Genomic DNA, 17,713 nt, shown 5'->3' with positions numbered 1-17,713 from the left:
ACCTATTCAGCCGCGTGCGGAACCTTTCCCGATTTGTCCGCAGGTCTGCCAAAACTCGTTTTGAAGAAGCGCAGCCAATTGCCTCCCATGACTGCGTCGACCTCGTTCGAGGTCATTCCGATGGCAGTCAGCCCATCGGAAATCCGGTTGAAGTGTCTGTTGTCGGAGAACCACTCGGGCATGTCCGGAAAGCCGGGGGCGTCAGCAGAACCTTCGCCGTAGTCGATTGACTTGGTCCAGCGCCCCACCCGCATCCACTCAACGACGCTGTCAGGCTGGTCCTGGCAAAGGTCGGTGCCGATCCCGATCCGGTCGATGCCCATGAGGTCCGCAGTGCGTGCGATCATTTCGCAGAAATCCTGCAGTCGGCAGGCGCTGCCGCCCTTCAGGTGGTGCGGATAAACGGAAAACCCGAGCATGCCGCCGCTTTGAGCCAGCGCCTTCAAGACAATGTCGGACTTGTTCCGCAGTGCCGGATGCCAGCTTGCCGGATTGGCGTGGGTGATCGCGATGGGGCGCGTGGAGTGCTCGATCGCTTCGAGTGTCGAACGCTCGCCGGAATGGCTCATGTCGACAACCAGACCGACCCGGTTCATTTCACTGATGACTTCCCGGCCCATGCGGGTAACGCCGGTGTCCTCTGCCTCATAGCAGCCTGAAGCCAGCAGCGACTGGTTGTTGTAGGTCAGCTGCATGAAGCGCAGGCCGAGCGTGTGCAGGATCTCCACCAGGCCGATGTCGTCTTCCATGCAGGACGGGTTTTGCGACCCGAAGAAGATGGCGGTTCGGCCTGTCTGTCTGGCCAACTCAACATCAGCACCCGTGCGGCCCTGGAAAATCAGTTCCGGAAAGGTCTCAAACCAGCGATTCCACTGTTCAATGTTGTGAACGGTTTCGCGAAAATTCTCATGGTAGGTGATGGTGACGTGGACTGCGTCCACGCCGCCTTCGCGAAGCTGCCGGAAAATCTTTTCGGACCAGTTTGCGTATTGCAGACCGTCGATCAGAGGTGCGCCGGTCATGACACGTCACCGGCGGCGACATATGCCGTTTTGACGGAGGTGTAGAACTCGGCCGCGTAGCGACCCTGTTCGCGAGGTCCGAAGGACGAAGACCCGCGACCACCGAACGGAACGTGGTAATCCGTGCCGGCAGTCGGCAGGTTCACCATGATGCATCCTGCCCGCATGTTGGCCCTGAAATGCGATGCGCGGGCTAGCGAACCCGTCATGATGCCGGCGGTCAGCCCGAACTCGCTGTCATTGGCAATTGCCAGGGCTTCGTCGTAGCTGCCGGCCTTGATGACACTTGTCACCGGGGCGAACATTTCTTCACGGTTGATGCGCATGTCGTTGCGGGTATTCGCGAAAACAGCAGGCGCCATGAAGTAGCCTTCGGTCGGACGCTCCAGGCGATCACCGCCGCACAGAAGCTCGGCTCCTTCACTCTGGCCAAGCCCGATATATTCGAGGTTTTGCGTCAGCTGGCTTTCGCTGACCACAGGGCCGATCTGGGTCCCTTCTTCAAGCGCATGACCAACCCGAAGAGCCTTGGCCGCTTCCACCAGTCGCTCGACAAAAGCATCGTGTATTTTTTCGTGAACGATCAGTCTGCTGGCGGCGGTGCATTTCTGGCCGGTCCCGCCGAAAGCTGCATTGGCGGCATGGGCAACGGAAAGGTCCAGATCGGCATCGTCCATAACCAGCATGGGGTTTTTCGACCCCATTTCCATCTGCACCTTGGTCATGTTGGTAACTGCGGCAGCAGCAATCGATCGGCCGACCGGTACCGAGCCGGTAAAGCTGATCGCATCCACTGCGGAGCTTTCGATGAGGCGCTGCCCCACATCGCGTCCAGGTCCGCTCACCAGGTTGAAGAGACCAGCCGGAATGTCTTGCCGTGCAATGATTTCGGTCAGCGCGATCGCACTCGCCGGTGTGATGTTTGCAGGTTTCCAGACCACGGCATTGCCGAAGGCGAGGGCGGGCGCGATTTTCCAGGCAGGTGTAGCAACCGGAAAGTTCCACGGGCTGACAATGGCGACAACGCCCACGGCTTCCCGTCGAACATCGATCTCTATACCGGGACGTACGCTTTCGGCCAGGTCTCCGTGGAGACGCAGGGCCTCGGCTGCAAAATAGGTAAAGAACTGACCGGCCCGATAGACTTCGCCCTTGCCTTCAGCCAGGGGCTTTCCTTCTTCGCGCGAAAGCAGGCGACCGATCTCTTCGGCCCTTGCCATCAGCTCGGTACCGATTGCCATGAGGACGTCATGACGCTTTTGAACACCCGCGCGCGACCAGACCGGCTGCGCGGCGCGTGCTGCGGCCAACGCTTCGTCGAGTTGGGTTGCGCTCGCCTGACCGTAGGTTCCAATCACATCCGACAGGTCGGAAGGATTGCGGTTCTCGATCCCGGTCGTGCCATTTTCCCAGCGGCCGGCAATGTAGATCCCGTTATTTGCAGTCATGATGCCTCTCAAGTTTTCTGAAACCATCTAGACATCAGATGAAATTTCAGACAATCTTGAACTTCTTAACGTTTTTTCAGGAAAACTGAAGTTGGCTATCAAGCTGGAAATGCTGAGGGTTTTTCGAACAGTTGCAGAGCAGGGGACGCTCGCAGCTGCCGCTAACGCGCTCGGACGTACACCATCGGCGCTTTCCATGATGCTGGCTCAGCTGGAGGAAGAGCTTGGCGCCCCTTTGTTCGAAACGGATCGAAAGAACCGCCTTTCACCGCTCGGCGAGCTGGTTCTGGCTGAAAGTACCCATGCAACGGACACGTTTGACCGCAGCCAGGAGGCGATCCGCCGCTATGTTTCCTCCACGGCGGGGACGGTTCGCATTGTCACGGTTCCTTCTGCCACGGTAAACCTCCTGCCTGAACGTATCTCCGCGTTCTCGCTCAAGCATCCGGATGTCAGGCTGGAGATCGGCGACGCAGACAGCCGGTCGGTCCGCCGCAGAATCCGCCTTGAGGAAGCCGATATCGGGATCGTGACTTCAACGCCGGACGCACCGGAAGAAGGCACAGTTGTGCTGCAGGACGATCTCGGGATCGTGTTTCGGCAGGGAGGTGAAATTTCGAAGAAGGTTGAAGCAGGTATCGAACCGAGCTGGTCGTTTGCCCGTCTTGAGCCCTTTATCGGCAATGCCCTTTGCGACCTGGTCGCCAACGAGGATGTGAAGGACGTCTGGGCGACCTGCACGCTGGAGGCCAGAAACACGACAGCGTTGCTTTCCTTCGTTCGGGAGGGTCTCGGTGCAACAATTCTGCCCGAGGGTGCAGTTACTCACCAGGGAGCGGAAATCGGCTTCACACGCCCCGCAGATCCACTCGCCCAGCGTCAGCTGCGCATGATCCGTAACCCTGACCGACGCCTTAGCCCGGTCGCCGAAGAGTTCTGGAACTATTGTCAGAATGCGTGGTCTAGGACTTGAATGGGAGAGCAGGAAGTCTGTGCCCCGGAGGGCGGGGCACAGAGGCGGTCAGTTGTTCTCTTTGTGGCGCAATGAAGCTTTCCTATTAAGCCTGATGGTACAAAAAGGCAGAATTTGTGCCGCCGCCCTGACCAACCGCCAGCTCGATGTTCAGATGGGCCATCGCTTCGAGGTAGCGCGCAGCACTCAGCTTGTTGATGGAAACCGGCTTGAAACCGGCGTCACGCGCAAGTGCGGCAACGGTATCGACCGCGGCCTCATCGTCGCCCGCCGCAAAGGCAGTGATGTTTTGACCTTCACGTTTGATGGTGTCCACATGCATTACGTCAGCAAAGATAGTATTGAAGGCCTTGACGACCCTTGATCGCGGCAAGACCTTGCTGATTTCTTCTGCCGCTGATGTCTCTTGCCCCAAGAGCAATGGAGACCAGTCGTCGTTCAGCGGATTGGTTACATCCACAACGATTTTGTCTGCAAGCAGATCCGCCAGGGGAGCCAACACCTCTTTTGCAGCGTGATAGTGGATGGCGACGACGACGATGTCACAATGCAGGGCGACCTGTTGCAGTGAAACCCCGCCGCTTCGGCTGCCCACCAACACTTCGTACCCGCCTTGGGCCAGCAGAGTACTCAGTCGTGAGCCGACATTGCCATTTCCCAGAACACCAATTCTCATCTGTGTCTCCTATTCGGGATTGCGTAGAAGGCGAAAATGAGCATCCTGGTATCTATCGTCAATTAGGTACCCAGGGGTAACTATGGAGCAAAATTCTGAAATCGAGCCGGATGCGTTTGTCTTGGCCTGTCCATCACGAGATATTCTGGCTCGATTGGCGGAGAAATGGACAATGCTGGTTGTGGTGGCATTGCAGGATGGTCCAATGCGCTTTGGTGCATTGAAGCGGCGTGTCGAAGGGGTGTCGCAAAAAATGCTGACACAAACGTTGCGCAATCTGGAGATGGACGGACTGGTTACGCGGCAGGTGTTCGACGAAATGCCGCTGCGCGTCGAGTATGAATTGACAGAGTTGGGTCAGGAACTTGTTCCGTTAAATCAGGCGATAAAGACCTGGGCGGAGCAGAATATGGAAAAAATCATCGCGTCCCGCGCTGCTTCGACGAGGAAAGGGACACCAATCGGCTGAAAAACCGAGAAAGTCAGTTTGACTCTAACTGAACTCAGGCTCACGCCGAGCAACTCAAGGTCCTGCGCAGATTGGATCATTCGCGGAATGGACCTGCTACTGGAACGGGTCGAAACAATCATAATTTCGCAAGCTGACCACTTTGCCGTCCTGAAAGTCGAACACAGCGACGCAGTGTGCGCATAGCGCCTGTCCGGCACGTAGCGGTGGCAGGTCGACCTCCATTGTGCCGCGCCACACCATTTCCAGAATGACGCAGTCTTCGTTTGCCAGTTCGCGCACTATTTCATAGCTCTGCTCTCGAAGAATGCCGCACGCTTTTTCTATGTCTGCCTTTAGCTGATCGAGATTTCGGTGCTCACCCTGAGGCTTGAACAGATTTGGCCACTCCGTCTGCGCGACGTTCTCAGAAAAGAACGTATCCAGACAACTTCCGTCCATGCTCTCGACTGCTTTGACAAAGCCGTTGGCAGCCGAGAGGTTCATACGGGCCTGAATATTCATCACTGGTTCCAGATAATCGAATTGCGGTCAAGAAATCGGTACCGACACGCCGATAACGTGGCCGATTGTCAAAACGGCCGTTCGGACCAATGTGATGGCTCAATATGTCTGAGACGGTAGGCAATGCGTTCTACAGAACCATGAGTGCGCCGTTTCGTTGCTTGACGATTTTGTCGTTCAAAGAACCAGCCTGAGGTTTCTGTCGTTGTTCAAAAACGGTTTCAATTGTATCCGCCGCCGCAGAAATTGAGCCGCTCCTGCTGTCCCGAACTTTCCGTTTCAGGACCATCGGTTTCCATCAACGGGACTGCGAACATCGCGTCAACAGAGGTAAAGAACAAGCAGGGGTGGTTGCGTGACTGTTCTTGCCGATCACCTCTCCTCACCGATTGCTGATTTATCGTGACTGGCGAGCATTATGCTGAAGGAAGTTTAATCCCGGCACGCTCCGGTTCTTGATTGAAACCACGTCTGTCTGAACAGAGCGCTGCAGGTCACATCGGCAGTTTCTGCTGCCTGATGTGAGCCTGGAACTGAAATTGGCACGCGAAAGGCCTTTCCATGGCACTGGCATCTGGTTCCCGATCCCGAAACTTTCTGATTGCGTCGCTGGTGGGTTTTTCTCTGGTCTGGTCAGCTGAATTGAAAAGCCAGGAAGCCGTATCCCTGCCGGATTATGTAACCGAGCAGTTCGGCAAACCTCCCGCTGTTCCGGACGGTCCGCTATCCGAAGAGTTGCAGACCGCTGTGCAGGTGGCCTTTGTCGACGTTCTAACGCAATCGACCTGGGGACAGGAACAGACAGGCGCTCTCCGGAAAGTCGCGGAGTCAAAAGATCCTCGAATTGCCTGGATTATTGCCGATCTGATGCGTTTTGCATCCGGTCGACAGTTGAACACGGCACTCGCCGGTGCAGCTTCCAGGTTGCTCGAAATTGAGGAGCCGACCGAAAATCACTGGGGGGTCGTCACGGATCATCTCATTGCATGGAACATTCCGGCACCTCCAGACTACCTAGAGGTGAAACGCGCCATATTCACGAGTCTGGTTCCAGGCTGGGAGAAGATCTTTGTTGAAGGCGACATCGACTGGAGGCAGGTTTCCTGGGGTGGCGTGCTCATCGATGATCGGGCTTACGATACGACGGACGAGGCGTGCAATTGCATACCCGCAGCAGACAATCCGGACATAAGCAGTGCAGAAGATGCAATCTGGCTCAAAGACGAAGATATTGTTTTTGGCATTGAGGTGAACGGCGAATACCGGGCGTATCCGCGCCGCATCATGGAAGTGCGCGAGATGGTCAACGACACACTCGGCGGAAGGGATCTCGGAATACCGTATTGCACGTTGTGCGGAGCGGCTCAGGCCTATTTCACGGATCAACTTCCTCAGGGTATCGAACGGCCAGTTCTGCGCACCTCGGGACTGCTCATTCGCTCCAACAAGGTAATGTACGACGTGAACACTTATTCCGTGTTCGACACGTTCCTGGGCAAGGCGGTGACTGGGCCTCTTGCGGAAAAGAACCTGCAACTGAAACAAGCCAGTGTCGTGACGACCGACTGGGGCACCTGGAAAAAGGCGCACCCTGAGACCACGGTGCTGGTTGAAGCGCTCGCGCTGGGCCGTGACTTTGATTTTCGCAACGGGCGGGACGCCAATGGACCGATCTTTCCGGTCGGCGATGTCGATCCACGGTTGCCGGTTCATGAGGATGTCATTGGCGTCGTCACGGCGTCCGGAAAGCCGGTGGCGTTTCAGCGAAGCAAAGCCTTTGCGGCCTTGAAGAATGGCGATGAGATTGCATTTGAAAATGTTCGCCTGAAACTTGACGCTGGCGGCATTCGAGCCGTTGATGCCGATGGTTCCGATCTTGGTAGTCATCAGGCGTTCTGGTTCGCCTGGTCGCAATTCCATCCTCAGACGGAGCTCTGGCCCGGATGAGTTGGCGACCGACAAGCGTGTCTGCTCAGGCGAAACCTAAGCGCTGATGCCGAGGTTGGAACTGGTGTAATTTTGACAAGCCTTTTCCAGAAGTTCGATCTGCGCAAGATCATCGCAGTAAGACATGACCAGTCTGTGGCCGTGTCCATTCGCATCAACGGCCCATGGGCGTAAACGCATCCCCGAGCCTCTCAGGCCTTCCGAGAGCGCTGGAGGCAGAATGGCGAAAACCTCGTTGATATGAACCGGATGGGTGATTTCGACGCCGGAACATTGCGAAAGGGCGAACGCCACACGTCTGGCATTTGAATTTGCACGTTCCGAATTTTTGCGCCAGAGATCCCGTTCAAGGTAGCTCAGCAACTGTGCGGACATGTAACGCATCTTGGACGACAAGTGCCCAGCCCGCTTGTGCATGAAGCCAAGCACTTTCGCAATTTCCGGATCAAAGGTGACGACGGCTTCGGCGTTCATCGTACCGTTCTTGGTGGTGCCGAAGGTCAGCACGTCGACACCCGCCTTCCAGGACATTTCTGCCGGGGTTGCGTCGAGATGGACTAGCGCATTTGCGAACCGAGCCCCGTCCATATGGAGCTTCATGCCCGCGTTATGGGTGATTGCGCTGAGTTCAGCCAACTCCTCCAGAGAGTAGGTTACACCGGCCTCTGTTGCCTGGGTAAGGCAAACGGTGCTGACCTGCATATGGTGGACATTGCCGGTTCCGTGGTCGTGAAGAGCCCGCTTGAGCGTCTTCGCAGTGATCTTGTTGTGCGCTCCTTCCAGAAGGCTCATTCGACCACCGCCGGAATAGAACTCCGGAGCCCCTCCTTCGGTGGTGAGCACATGAGCATCGCGATGACAGAATATGGTGCCGTAGGACGGCGTCACCGCGCCCAGGGCGAGACCGTTTCCTGCGGTTCCGGTACCGACCGGAAATACAAATGCCTCCCGTTCGAAAAACTCCGAATATGCAGGGTTCAGCCGCGCCGTCCAGCGATCCGCACCATAGGCGGTTTCAATACCTGTGTTGCAGTCGTTAAGGGCTTGCATCACCTGCGGACAAACCGGAGCACCGTTGTCTGAGTTGAAAGAAAAGGAGGTCATGAAACTCGGTTTCGCGTGTCGAGGGAACTGATGGTGTTTCAGGCATCTACATTCGGCAGAGGAATGGAGAAGGCCTCATTGCGCTCAAGATTATGGGCTGCCTGAAAGAGGATCTTTTCCTCAAAATAGCGACCGACGAGCTGAAGACCCATCGGCAGCCCTTCAGAATGCAATCCGCAGGGCATCGTCAGAGCCGGATGCCCGGTCATGTTGAAAAATGTGGTGAAGCGGGTGATGGCATTGCCGACCGCTTCGTCGACACCGTCGCGTGTTGTTTTGACGGTCCCGAGTTTTTGGGCGATTTCCGGTGTTGCCGGGGTCAGGATCAGGTCGACATCGCTGAACAGCGCGTTGGTTTGTTGGCGATAGCATTCGATAAAGCGCTTGGCTTTTACATAGTGCTCGGCCAGCACGCATTGCCCGAGTGCAAGCCCGGCCCTGAAGTCCTTGCCGTAGAGCTCGCCGCGATCCTGCAGGTAAGCCGAATGAGCGCTCAGAGCTTCGGGCATCTGCACGGTGAGTGAAACCGTCCGGGTGTGTTCCATGTCGGGGAAGGTAACCGGAACCAGTCTTGCTCCCTGATCGCTCAGATGTTCTTTCACTCTCTCGAGTGCCATCAGGATTTCGGGGTCAACGCGCTCAAAATAGAAGTTCGCCGGTATCCCGATCCGTAGGCCTGATATGCTTTCGCCCAGGTCCTGCGCATAATTCTCCTGCGGCAAGTTGATCGAGGCCGGGTCGCGCGGCTCGTAACCGGCAATGATGCTTAGGATATCCGCACCGTCGGCAACCGTTCGCGTCATGATGCCCACGTGATCGAGCGTCCAGCAATACGGCACGACGCCGTGTGTCGGCACTCGGCCGATTGTCGGCTTCAGACCGACGAGACCGTTCAACGCAGCCGGTGCGCGCACGGAGCCACCAGTATCCGTGCCAAGGGCAGCAGGCACCAAACCGAAGGCGACAGCTGCGGCGGAACCGCTGGAGGAACCTCCGGCAAGGCGCGTCGGATCATAGGCGTTGACGCAAGTACCGTAGACATCGTTTTCGCCGGTCGCCCCATACGCAAACTCGTGCAGGTTGGTCTTGCCCAGACTCAACGTGCCTGCGGCACGCAGCTGAGCGATCGCAAAGGCATCCTCCGTTGCGATCCGGTCATGAAACACCCGTGATCCTGCCGTGGTTGGCACGCCCCTGACATCAAACAGATCCTTGCTGGCATAGGGGATACCGGCGAGAGGAGACCCAGCCAGATCGGTATGGGTCAACATCGCGGCTGCAGTGGCCGCGTCTTCGGTCGTCTCGGTGATGAAGGCGCGGGACACAGCGTTGTATGCAGCAATGCGGCCGGCGAAAACATCGACGATCTCGCCAGGCGTAATTGTCTTTGCATCGATCATCTTCCTGAGCGACCGGATATCCTGGAATGCGATTTCCGTAGTCATCATTCTTATCGTTTTTGAACTGTTAGAGCGGGAGGCGTGTCGCCCAGATCGATCTTGCGCAGGGTTTCCAGTTCGTCGAGCAGATCCTGAAAGCCGGTGATGATGCCCAGTTTCGGGTTCACCAACTCATCAAGTTCGGCATCGGACCAGTCGTGGCTGGCCAGCTGATTGCAAATGTTTTGCAAGGTAGGCTTTGTCAGCGGTTTCATCGTTGATCTCCTGACATTCGGGAGGCGGAGGGAAGTGCCGCGCGTCGGAACAGTGCGTGCCCTCAACGGATGATGAGGGTTTCTGGGGTTTGATTTGTGAGGATTTCGGCACCGTTTTCAGTCAGTAGAACAGTGTTGGAGACGAAGTAGTCGACAACATCGGTGTTGGTGAACCAACTGTGTGCGTGAAACACCATGCCCACTTCAAGCGTGCGTTCCGACTTGGGAAAAAGCGACGTCACCATTGACCCTCCTGTCCAGCTTGGCGGAAAGCCGATGCCGACCATGTAGCCGCAGTGATGACGTTCGTAGTCGTGCAACCCAGCCGACGCCGCCACCTCCCGCCACGCCGCATATGCATCTCCGGCCTTGCCGCCGGGTTTCAGTGCGCCACAAATGGCCTTCATGCCGTCGATTGCAAGCTGAGCCGATTTTTCCGCTGCCTCAGGTGCGTTGCCGACATAGACCAGACGGCCCATAGGGGCCTGGTACTTCCTGTAAGCCGCGCAGGTTTCCAGGAACACCGCATCGCCATTGCGGAAGATGTCGCCGCGCCATGTTGTGTGCTCCTCGCCGAGACGGGTTGTCGGGCGGATGAACGGACCGAAGCCGGGATATTCGCTTCCCTCAAGGATCATCCTGTTGTGGTAGGCCGCCGCAATTTCATAGTCGCTAGCACCATCGCGGACCGCTTCGATTGCCGCCAGCGTTCCCAGGTCGGCGGCGCGGGCGGCCTTGCGGGTATAGTCCATTTCAAGCGGAGATTTTACCTGACGCAGATCATCGATGACCCCTGAGGCATCCACCCAGTTCGCGTCACCCGCCTGGATCAGTTCCGCGTGACGCGGTGTCAGGAACAGGCTGCGTTTCTCGATGCCGATCCGTCCGCCTTTCAGTCCGAGATCGGAAACGGCTTTGAGCACGTAATCGGACAGTTCCTCATGGTCCTTGTGGCCATAGAAGGCTGCGTTGTGCACCTGATTGTCGACGGTGATCTTTTCCATCCCGCGGCAGACAAGACCCATCTCGCCATTGCGGTTCAGGACAAGCACGTGGGCGGCAAAGAAGCCCCAGTGATCCAGTCCGGTCAGCCAATAGATGCTTTCAGGGACCGAGACGAGGATGCCATCGAGTTCGTTGGCGGCCAACGCCTTGCAGGCACGGGCAACACGGGATTCAAGTTCCGCAGGCGGAAACGGAGTTGTGTCGGACATTGTGTCGAATTCCTGATTTGACTTTCCTGTCTTTCCGAAAGCTGTCTGGATCAATGTTTGCTCAACAGGATCTGGCGTGGGTAATCGGTGATGTAGTCGGAACCCGTTTCTGTCACGACGACCGAGTCGCCGATGCGGCCGGCCGTGACACCGTCGACCGAAATGCCACCGTCAACGGCGAACGTCATTCCGGGTTGCAGTACGGTCTTGTCGCCCGCTTTCAGTTCAGGAGCTTCCAGATAGGCAACGCCGATTGACCGGCCCGTCCGGTATCCGGTCTCATAGCCTCGCTCGCGATAGATTTCGTTCGCGGCAGCGGCGACGTCCTCGGCCAGAACACCGGGTTTGATGGCGGCAATTGCTGCTTGCTGGGCCGCAATGGCCGCTTCCTGAACGTCGCGTGCCTGGTCGGTGACATCGCCGATGTGAAACATGCGGTCGAAGCCCAGCTTGTATTGCTTGAACTGGGCCATGTTGCAGAAGCAGAAATAGACAGGATCGAATTTCCGGTACGCCTTCACGCTGGCGCGCCGATGGACCATGGAGGTGTCCGTGCCGCTTTGCAGGATCTGCAGATTGTGGATCATGGGTGAGACGAACCGGTCCCAGCCGGTATCCGTCAGGAAGTCTGCCGCTTTGCGGGAGCCTGCTTCGATGACCGCCAACGCGGATTCGTACTCCTGGGCGCCTTCGCGCAAGGAATCGTGGGCGGCCGCCATCATGGCTCCGGCAATTTTGCCGGCTTCCTTCATCACATTGATTTCAAATGCAGTCTTGATTGTGCGCATTTCGCCCAGAACGGGTGAGATATCCTTCAGAGCAACACCGGGATAAGTATCGTCCAGGTGATTGCGGACGATCGCTGGAATGGTGCCGCGCTCGATCCAGATTTCACTCGGACTATCGCCGAGAGCACCTGCCAGAGCACGACCCCAGGTGCGCTGACCGATATCTTCCCAGATGCGAACGTCTTCGACCCAGGTCATCTCGGCGACCATTTCCGATTCCATCAACGGTGTGATGACCACCGGCGCCTCGTCGGCATCGACCACAAGCATGGTCGGCCGACCAAATTCAATGCCAAGATACCCCCAGAAGCCGGCGAGGTAGGCGATAGAGCTTTCGTCGGTGAATACCGCTTTTACTATGCCGCGCTCTTTCATACGCTGCTGCAACTGCATGGTTCGTTTTTGAGCTTCTTCGAGCATTTTTCCTCCAGACGGCTGTGTCGAAGCCTGACAGATCCGAATTCTGTCACAGGTTTGAGAAAAGCGCCCCGCCCGAGGGCGGGGCAGTTTCAGAGGGAACTTCAGTCGAGGAGTCCAGGGAGAAACAGAGCGACCGGCGGCACGAAAGTCACGATGAACACCATCGGCAAATGACCGAGCAGCAGAAACTTCATCGTCGGGCCGACATAAGTCGACAGCGGTTGACGCGTGACCCCGCCTGCCATGTAAAGCAATGGAGCACAGGGGGGCGAAATGTTGCCAAGTCCCAGATTGGTTCCGACAATGGCTGCGAAATGGATCGGGTCCAGTCCGATCTTCTGCGTTACCGGCAACAGGATGATCGCTGCCAGAATACCTCCCGACACATCATCGATGATCATTCCCATAATCAGAAGCAGAAGGTTGATCAGGAGCAGGATGACGATCCGATTTTCCGATATCTGCAGCAAAAGGTCAGCGAATTGTGTCGGGATCTTCGCAAGGACCATCCCGCGGCTCATGACGAACAGGAAAAACAGCACCATCAGGATAGCTCCCGTCAGGCGGGCGGCTTCGACCGTTGAATTGAAGAGCTTGTCGAATGGCAGGGTGCGATAGATCAGCATGCCGACAGCAAGCGTGTAGACCAGCGCCATGGCACCTGCTTCGGTCGGAGTGGCCACCCCGCTATAGATCCCTCCCAGAATGATAAACGGCATGACGATGGCAAGGCTGGCGCGTTTGCCCGTTCGGCCGATCTCCCTGAGGCTTTGCGTGAATGTCAGCGGATCGGCGACCGTGATCGTCCTGTTGTCACGCAGGAAGAAGAAGTTCAACGCGCAGTAGATCAGCGCAAGCATCACGCCCGGCCCCATTGTCGCGAGGAAGCACTTTGCAACGGACTCGCGAATGGCAATCGCAAAGACGATCATCGGAATACTCGGCGGGATCATCAGGGCGAGTACCGAAGACACTGCCACCAGGGCTGTTGCATGTCCCGGCGGGTAACCTTCCTTGATCATGCGCGGAACCATGATCTTGCCGATGGCCGCGATCGCGGCGGATGCAGAGCCCGATATTGCCCCAAAGAGCGCGCAGGTGATCACCGTCACCGCGCCGAGCCCGCCCTTTGTTCGGCCGACAAAGGAATTGACGAAGTTCAGCAGACGCTCGGAAATGCCGGATGTTCCCATCAGGGTTCCGGACAGGATGAAGAGCGGGATCGCGAGCAGAGAAAATGCGCTCACCTGCGAATAGCCGAAACCGGCATGAAACGAGATGTTGGTGCCTTGCAGCCAGCCGAAGGTCAGAGCGCCGATGCCGAAGGCAAACCCGACCGGGACCTCGATCAGAAGCAGGACGATGACCAGTGCAATCGTGACAAAGAAAAGCGTCATCGCGTCAGTCTCCTCCTTTGCCGGTCAACAGGGCACGGGCTTCGAGAAAGACTTGCAAAGTCATGTAGAAGCCCATGAGAACAAGCCCGAAAACCATGCTGAGATCCCAGAGGTATTTGGGGAGGCGCATGTAGGAGCTTTGCCGGTTAAGCGAAATGTTGAAGGCCGCAAAGTCGACGGCGTATTTCGCATAAATGAGGATCGCGGCAAGGCAGATCACGGACCCGAGGAGGCGCAACGCCAGCAAGGCCCTGCGCTTGTGAATGACAAGCGACATGACACCGCCCTCGATATGGTCTCGTTCGCGTGAGCAATAGGCCATGCCGATGAAATAGATCCACAGAGCCATCATCGGTGCCATCTCCTCGATCCCGAGGAAAGGCGATACTATGACGTAGCGCATGAATACCTGGGCGGCCATAACCAGTCCGAGAAGGATCATCGCGCTGAACATCACGGCACGCATCAAGAGGGCAAGTTTCGCCTCCACGCGATAGAGCGGCTCCAGAGACCTGTAGACCGGATCGGTTTCGTCATATTCCCGGGGCACCGGAATGATGGGTGCGGGGACGGTTATGTCGTCGAGACTGTCTGTGTGCAGCAGTTCTTTTGTCATCTTCTCCTCCCGAGAAAAAAGCGCGCGGAACCAGTGTCCTGCGCGCTTTCTGACAGCGCTTATTCCACGCCTGCGGCTTTCTTGATTTCGCCCATGACCTCGGCGCCGATGACATTCTCCATGTAGGGGTATTCAACGGCGACAATCTTGTCGCGATAGACGGTGAGCTGCTCGGGTGTCAGCTCGATGACCTTGATGCCGGCTTCCTCGATCTGGTCAAACCATTTAGGGCTTTCCGCTTCAGCGTTTTCCCAGGCCCAGGCGACGGCCTCATCCGCTGCCGTCTTGACCCAGCCCTGCTGCTCTTCACTCAGGCTGTCGAACCAGGCCTTGTTTGCGTTCCAGAATGTATGTTCGAAGTTTTCGCGGGTGAACACGTAGGCGTCGAGTACGTCCTTGAACAACAGTACCTCTGACGGCGGGGAATAGGCGCGGCCGTCAATTGCACCGGTCTGCAGTGCTGTATGCACCTCCGAGAATGCCATTGGAACAGCCGAAAACCCGGTTGCCCTGTAGCGTTCGATCGCCATCGGCTGGCCGGGGACGCGCATCTTGAAGCCTTCGGCGTCTGCCGGAAAGTTCACGGGAACGTCGATCCCCTTGCGGACCACGAACCCTGTGAAGTCGGTCGGGATGGTGCCCAGAAGTTCCATGCCGAGATCATTCATGATGCCGTTGTAGACACCGTTCATGACGGACCCGGGTCCGTAGACCTTTCTGCCGGATTCCCAGTCGTTTGCGATGTAGCCGAGAATGGAGACGTCCCATCTCGGGTCGAGCTCGGAATGGTTCCAGGACATGGTCATGTGAACCGCACCCTGGGCAACCTGTTCGACGATCGACGTCCAATCGCCCAGATCGCCGCCCGGGTGGTAAGCGACGGTCATGGTTCCACCGGACAACTCGTCCAGACGCGCGGAGAACCGCTGCGACACTTCATGGAAGATGTGCTCGGAATCCATGACATGTCCAAGGATGATTTCTTCGGCGTTGACACCTGGAGCGGCAAAGCCGGCGATGCCGAGTGCAAGGGCACCGGTCTTGAAGAAATTCGGCAGTTGCAAAACGCAGATCCTCCCATGTTTGCAAGTTTGTCCCCTGGCGGCTGTGAGGCCCGTGAAGGACGGCGGACTGTTTGACATGTATACAGCTTGATGTCAAATTTAAAAAAATAGACCAAAAAATCACGAAATGAGGCGTATGTGTGTACAGCTGAGCAATTTTCATCGAGCGACCTGTTCGATCACGGTCGCCATTTTCGAGGCAAGGCGGGGTTCGTCCTGCTGGCGAGCGAGCAAACGATTGAAGACGATATGTTCCGCCTCTTTCCTGATGGAGTGGGGCTGCATTTTGCGCGCGTTGCCAGCACCGATGACATCACCGTCGACCAGCTTTCCGGCCTTACGGATGAGCTCACGCGGGCTGCGGCAACCTTGTTGCCTGATGCAGATCTGGATGTGGTCAGCTATGCCTGTACGTCGGGAAGTCTCGTCATCGGAGAAGACCGGGTGTTTTCTGCGCTTCGGCAAGGCGCTCCAAAAGCAACTCCAACGTCACTGATCACGGCGGTAATCAATGCCTTGCGTGCCCTTCGGGTCAGGAAAGTGGCTGTTGCCACGCCATATCTCGACGAAGTCAATCTACGCGAAAGGGAATATCTCGAAGCGCGAGGTTTCGAGATAACCCGGATTGCCGGCTTGAACTTGAAACTCGATAGCGAAATGGTCAAAGTTCGCCCTGATCGGATCATGGAACTTGCAATGTCCGTCGACACTGGGGACTCTGAAGCCGTTTTCATCAGCTGCGGCGCTCTAAGGTCGATCGAAATTGTCGAGGAACTGGAAAAGAAACTTGGAAAGCCCGTCATCTGTTCCAATCAGGCCATGGCCTGGGACGTGCTGAGAATCTTGAAAATTCCAGACAAGATCAACGGGTTCGGCGCGTTGCTCCGAACGCTCTGACAATGCCGGTCGAGCGCCGGGGATACCAGAAATGCCGCAGGGCAGGAGAATGAAAACCAGATGGATGAAATCGCTCAGAACGACAGCACATTGGCCGGTATGCGTAAACCAAGCGTCGATTTCATCCAGGAAACGATTCTCGAGCGCATTTGCTTCCTGGAATACGTACCCGGCGACCAGTTGAAAGAAGCCGTAATTGCCAGGGAATTCGGCGTCAGCCGGACACCTGTTCGCGATGCCCTGAGCCGCATAAGCCATTTGGGACTTGTCGAGACACGCAACGGCGTCGGTACCGTGGTTGTCAAAATGTCCGACGAAAAAATCCGGCACCTGTACGAAACTCGGCAGGAACTTGCGTCGCTTATCGGTCAGCTTTCACCGATGCAAATCGATGACAGCCATCGGGCTGAAGCTCGGAAACTTCATGAGCAGGCAATTGAACTCAGGGCCCAATTCGAACCGCAGGAGTTCGTGCGGCTGAATCAGAAGATGCAGGCTCTGATCAGCTCCCTGATCGGTAATCAGGTTCTTCGCGATTTCTGGAACCAGACATACCTGCAGGCTGCAAGCCTTTGGCACAGAATGGCGGATACGTTTGGCGATCAGGTTTCCGATGCGCTTGTCAGGGAGACCGCCGACCTGATCACCGCGTTGGATAAAAACGATATTGCCGCAGTCGGGTTCCTGCAGCGAATTCACATCGGATACGGGTATCAGCTAATCCGGGAGAACCTGCTGGGGAAAGACGGCGAAGAGTAATCGCGTCCCTTCGCGGAGTGTCTCTTTTCGTCAGCTTTTGGCTGATCTTGCATTTCCTTTGCCCGGCTTTTTCTTGACCCTGCCGACGTCTAGTTTCCCGCTACTGCAATTGCCACACACCGCTTGAGCAAATCTGCACACAGCTCATCTACGGTCGCGCAAGAGACCGGTGAGCTGAAGGTGAGCCTCGCTCACTGTCTGCAATTGACTGAATGCGATCCTGCTTGCGTGTCGAGATTGGCGGCGGACATGCAAGGGAAAATCGTGCCAAGACCATTCGCCGAGGAGTTGGAATGAAACGCGAAGCAGTGAACCCGGCCAGCATGTATGACACTCTGAAGTTCAATTTCTCCCATGCCGTTGAAAGTGAGGGTGGCCATCTACTTCATCTGGCAGGCCAGGTAGCCGTGGATGCTGAGGGCAACCTAGTGGGAGAAGGGGACCTCTCGCTTCAGACCCGCAAGGTTTGCGAAAATCTGAAAGAAGTTCTGGCCAGCCGGAATGCCGGCCCCGGTAATGTTGTGCGCATCCGCATTTATGTTGCCGATCACGAGCCGTCCAAGCTTGAAATCATCGAACCGGTCATCGGGGAGTTCTTTGGCGAAGTGGTACCCGCCGCCAGCACTCTGATCGGAGTGCAGGCGTTGGCTATGCCGGGATTTCTGATCGAGATTGAAGCCACTGCAGTGCTCGATTGATTGCGTTCAGAAGAACGATGGCGGCTATCCTTCATTCGTAAATCCAGGCGCGACACTATTTTT

Annotated in this window: 18 protein-coding genes; 6 read left to right on the top strand and 12 right to left on the bottom strand. The window is 56.7% G+C overall.

The window, feature by feature from the left end; translation table 11 throughout:
- Positions 1-2 precede the first annotated feature (2 nt).
- Positions 3-1,022 (bottom strand): membrane dipeptidase, encoded by a 1,020-nt coding sequence (locus ABLQ08_RS25530; RefSeq protein WP_352948217.1) that lies wholly within the window; start codon positions 1,020-1,022, stop codon positions 3-5.
- Entirely contained in the window at positions 1,019-2,470 is a 1,452-nt protein-coding gene (locus ABLQ08_RS25525; RefSeq protein ID WP_352948215.1) for an aldehyde dehydrogenase family protein, read from the bottom strand. The genes ABLQ08_RS25530 and ABLQ08_RS25525 overlap by 4 nt, the downstream gene beginning before the upstream one ends.
- A gap of 91 nt (positions 2,471-2,561) precedes the next feature.
- On the opposite strand from ABLQ08_RS25525, the gene ABLQ08_RS25520 reads away from it, so the two are divergent.
- A complete protein-coding gene (locus tag ABLQ08_RS25520; protein WP_352948212.1) occupies positions 2,562-3,443 on the top strand; it encodes a LysR family transcriptional regulator in 882 nt (293 codons plus the stop codon).
- An 85-nt stretch (positions 3,444-3,528) separates the two neighbouring features.
- Here the strand turns inward: ABLQ08_RS25520 and ABLQ08_RS25515 are convergent, their stop codons facing one another.
- Positions 3,529-4,119: an NADPH-dependent F420 reductase gene (locus ABLQ08_RS25515; protein ID WP_352948210.1), complete on the bottom strand. Its 591-nt coding sequence runs from the start codon at positions 4,117-4,119 to the stop codon at positions 3,529-3,531.
- Positions 4,120-4,201: 82 nt separating this feature from the next.
- Between ABLQ08_RS25515 and ABLQ08_RS25510 the strand changes: the two genes are divergently transcribed.
- Positions 4,202-4,588: a winged helix-turn-helix transcriptional regulator gene (locus tag ABLQ08_RS25510; protein ID WP_352948207.1), complete on the top strand. Its 387-nt coding sequence runs from the start codon at positions 4,202-4,204 to the stop codon at positions 4,586-4,588.
- Positions 4,589-4,684: 96 nt separating this feature from the next.
- Here ABLQ08_RS25510 and ABLQ08_RS25505 read toward each other — a convergent pair whose 3' ends face one another.
- Positions 4,685-5,092, bottom strand: a complete 408-nt coding sequence (locus ABLQ08_RS25505) for a nuclear transport factor 2 family protein (protein WP_352948204.1) — start codon at positions 5,090-5,092, stop codon at positions 4,685-4,687.
- A gap of 561 nt (positions 5,093-5,653) precedes the next feature.
- Here ABLQ08_RS25505 and ABLQ08_RS25500 point away from each other — a divergent pair.
- Entirely contained in the window at positions 5,654-7,039 is a 1,386-nt protein-coding gene (locus ABLQ08_RS25500; protein WP_352948201.1) for a DUF3179 domain-containing (seleno)protein, read from the top strand.
- Between the two features lie 36 nt (positions 7,040-7,075).
- On the opposite strand, the gene ABLQ08_RS25495 is transcribed toward ABLQ08_RS25500, so the two are convergent.
- The 8 genes from ABLQ08_RS25495 to dctP all read right to left on the bottom strand — a co-directional run bounded on the left by ABLQ08_RS25495 (position 7,076) and on the right by dctP (position 15,296).
- A complete protein-coding gene (locus ABLQ08_RS25495; RefSeq protein ID WP_352948198.1) occupies positions 7,076-8,143 on the bottom strand; it encodes a threonine aldolase family protein in 1,068 nt (355 codons plus the stop codon).
- A 38-nt stretch (positions 8,144-8,181) separates the two neighbouring features.
- Positions 8,182-9,591, bottom strand: a complete 1,410-nt coding sequence (locus tag ABLQ08_RS25490; RefSeq protein ID WP_352948196.1) for an amidase — start codon at positions 9,589-9,591, stop codon at positions 8,182-8,184.
- Between the two features lie 2 nt (positions 9,592-9,593).
- Positions 9,594-9,797 carry a hypothetical protein gene (locus ABLQ08_RS25485; RefSeq protein ID WP_352948194.1) on the bottom strand — a complete coding sequence of 68 codons (204 nt, stop codon included), beginning with the start codon at positions 9,795-9,797 and terminating at the stop codon, positions 9,594-9,596.
- 62 nt (positions 9,798-9,859) lie between these two features.
- Positions 9,860-11,011, bottom strand: coding sequence for a M24 family metallopeptidase (locus ABLQ08_RS25480; protein ID WP_352948191.1), 1,152 nt, complete (start codon positions 11,009-11,011; stop codon positions 9,860-9,862).
- A gap of 50 nt (positions 11,012-11,061) precedes the next feature.
- Positions 11,062-12,219, bottom strand: coding sequence for a M24 family metallopeptidase (locus ABLQ08_RS25475; protein ID WP_352948189.1), 1,158 nt, complete (start codon positions 12,217-12,219; stop codon positions 11,062-11,064).
- A gap of 101 nt (positions 12,220-12,320) precedes the next feature.
- Positions 12,321-13,616, bottom strand: coding sequence for a TRAP transporter large permease (locus ABLQ08_RS25470; RefSeq protein ID WP_352948186.1), 1,296 nt, complete (start codon positions 13,614-13,616; stop codon positions 12,321-12,323).
- Between the two features lie 4 nt (positions 13,617-13,620).
- A complete protein-coding gene (locus ABLQ08_RS25465) occupies positions 13,621-14,232 on the bottom strand; it encodes a TRAP transporter small permease (protein WP_352948183.1) in 612 nt (203 codons plus the stop codon).
- A 59-nt stretch (positions 14,233-14,291) separates the two neighbouring features.
- Positions 14,292-15,296, bottom strand: a complete 1,005-nt coding sequence (gene dctP, locus ABLQ08_RS25460; protein WP_352948181.1) for a TRAP transporter substrate-binding protein DctP — start codon at positions 15,294-15,296, stop codon at positions 14,292-14,294.
- Positions 15,297-15,434: 138 nt separating this feature from the next.
- Here dctP and ABLQ08_RS25455 point away from each other — a divergent pair, with 138 nt between their 5' ends.
- The 3 genes from ABLQ08_RS25455 to ABLQ08_RS25445 all read left to right on the top strand — a co-directional run bounded on the left by ABLQ08_RS25455 (position 15,435) and on the right by ABLQ08_RS25445 (position 17,650).
- The gene (locus ABLQ08_RS25455) at positions 15,435-16,193 is read left to right on the top strand and encodes a maleate cis-trans isomerase family protein (RefSeq protein ID WP_352948179.1); all 759 of its coding nucleotides are present in this window, start codon (positions 15,435-15,437) and stop codon (positions 16,191-16,193) included.
- Positions 16,194-16,253: 60 nt separating this feature from the next.
- Positions 16,254-16,952, top strand: coding sequence for a GntR family transcriptional regulator (locus tag ABLQ08_RS25450; protein WP_352948176.1), 699 nt, complete (start codon positions 16,254-16,256; stop codon positions 16,950-16,952).
- 293 nt (positions 16,953-17,245) lie between these two features.
- The gene (locus tag ABLQ08_RS25445; RefSeq protein WP_352948173.1) at positions 17,246-17,650 is read left to right on the top strand and encodes a RidA family protein; all 405 of its coding nucleotides are present in this window, start codon (positions 17,246-17,248) and stop codon (positions 17,648-17,650) included.
- Positions 17,651-17,713: the final 63 nt, after the last annotated feature.

It is taken from the genome of Roseibium sp. SCP14, assembly GCF_040329475.1.
GTDB lineage: Bacteria > Pseudomonadota > Alphaproteobacteria > Rhizobiales > Stappiaceae > Roseibium.
Note: the sequence above shows the minus strand (reverse complement) of the source record. Positions and strands in the feature narration are given on the sequence as shown.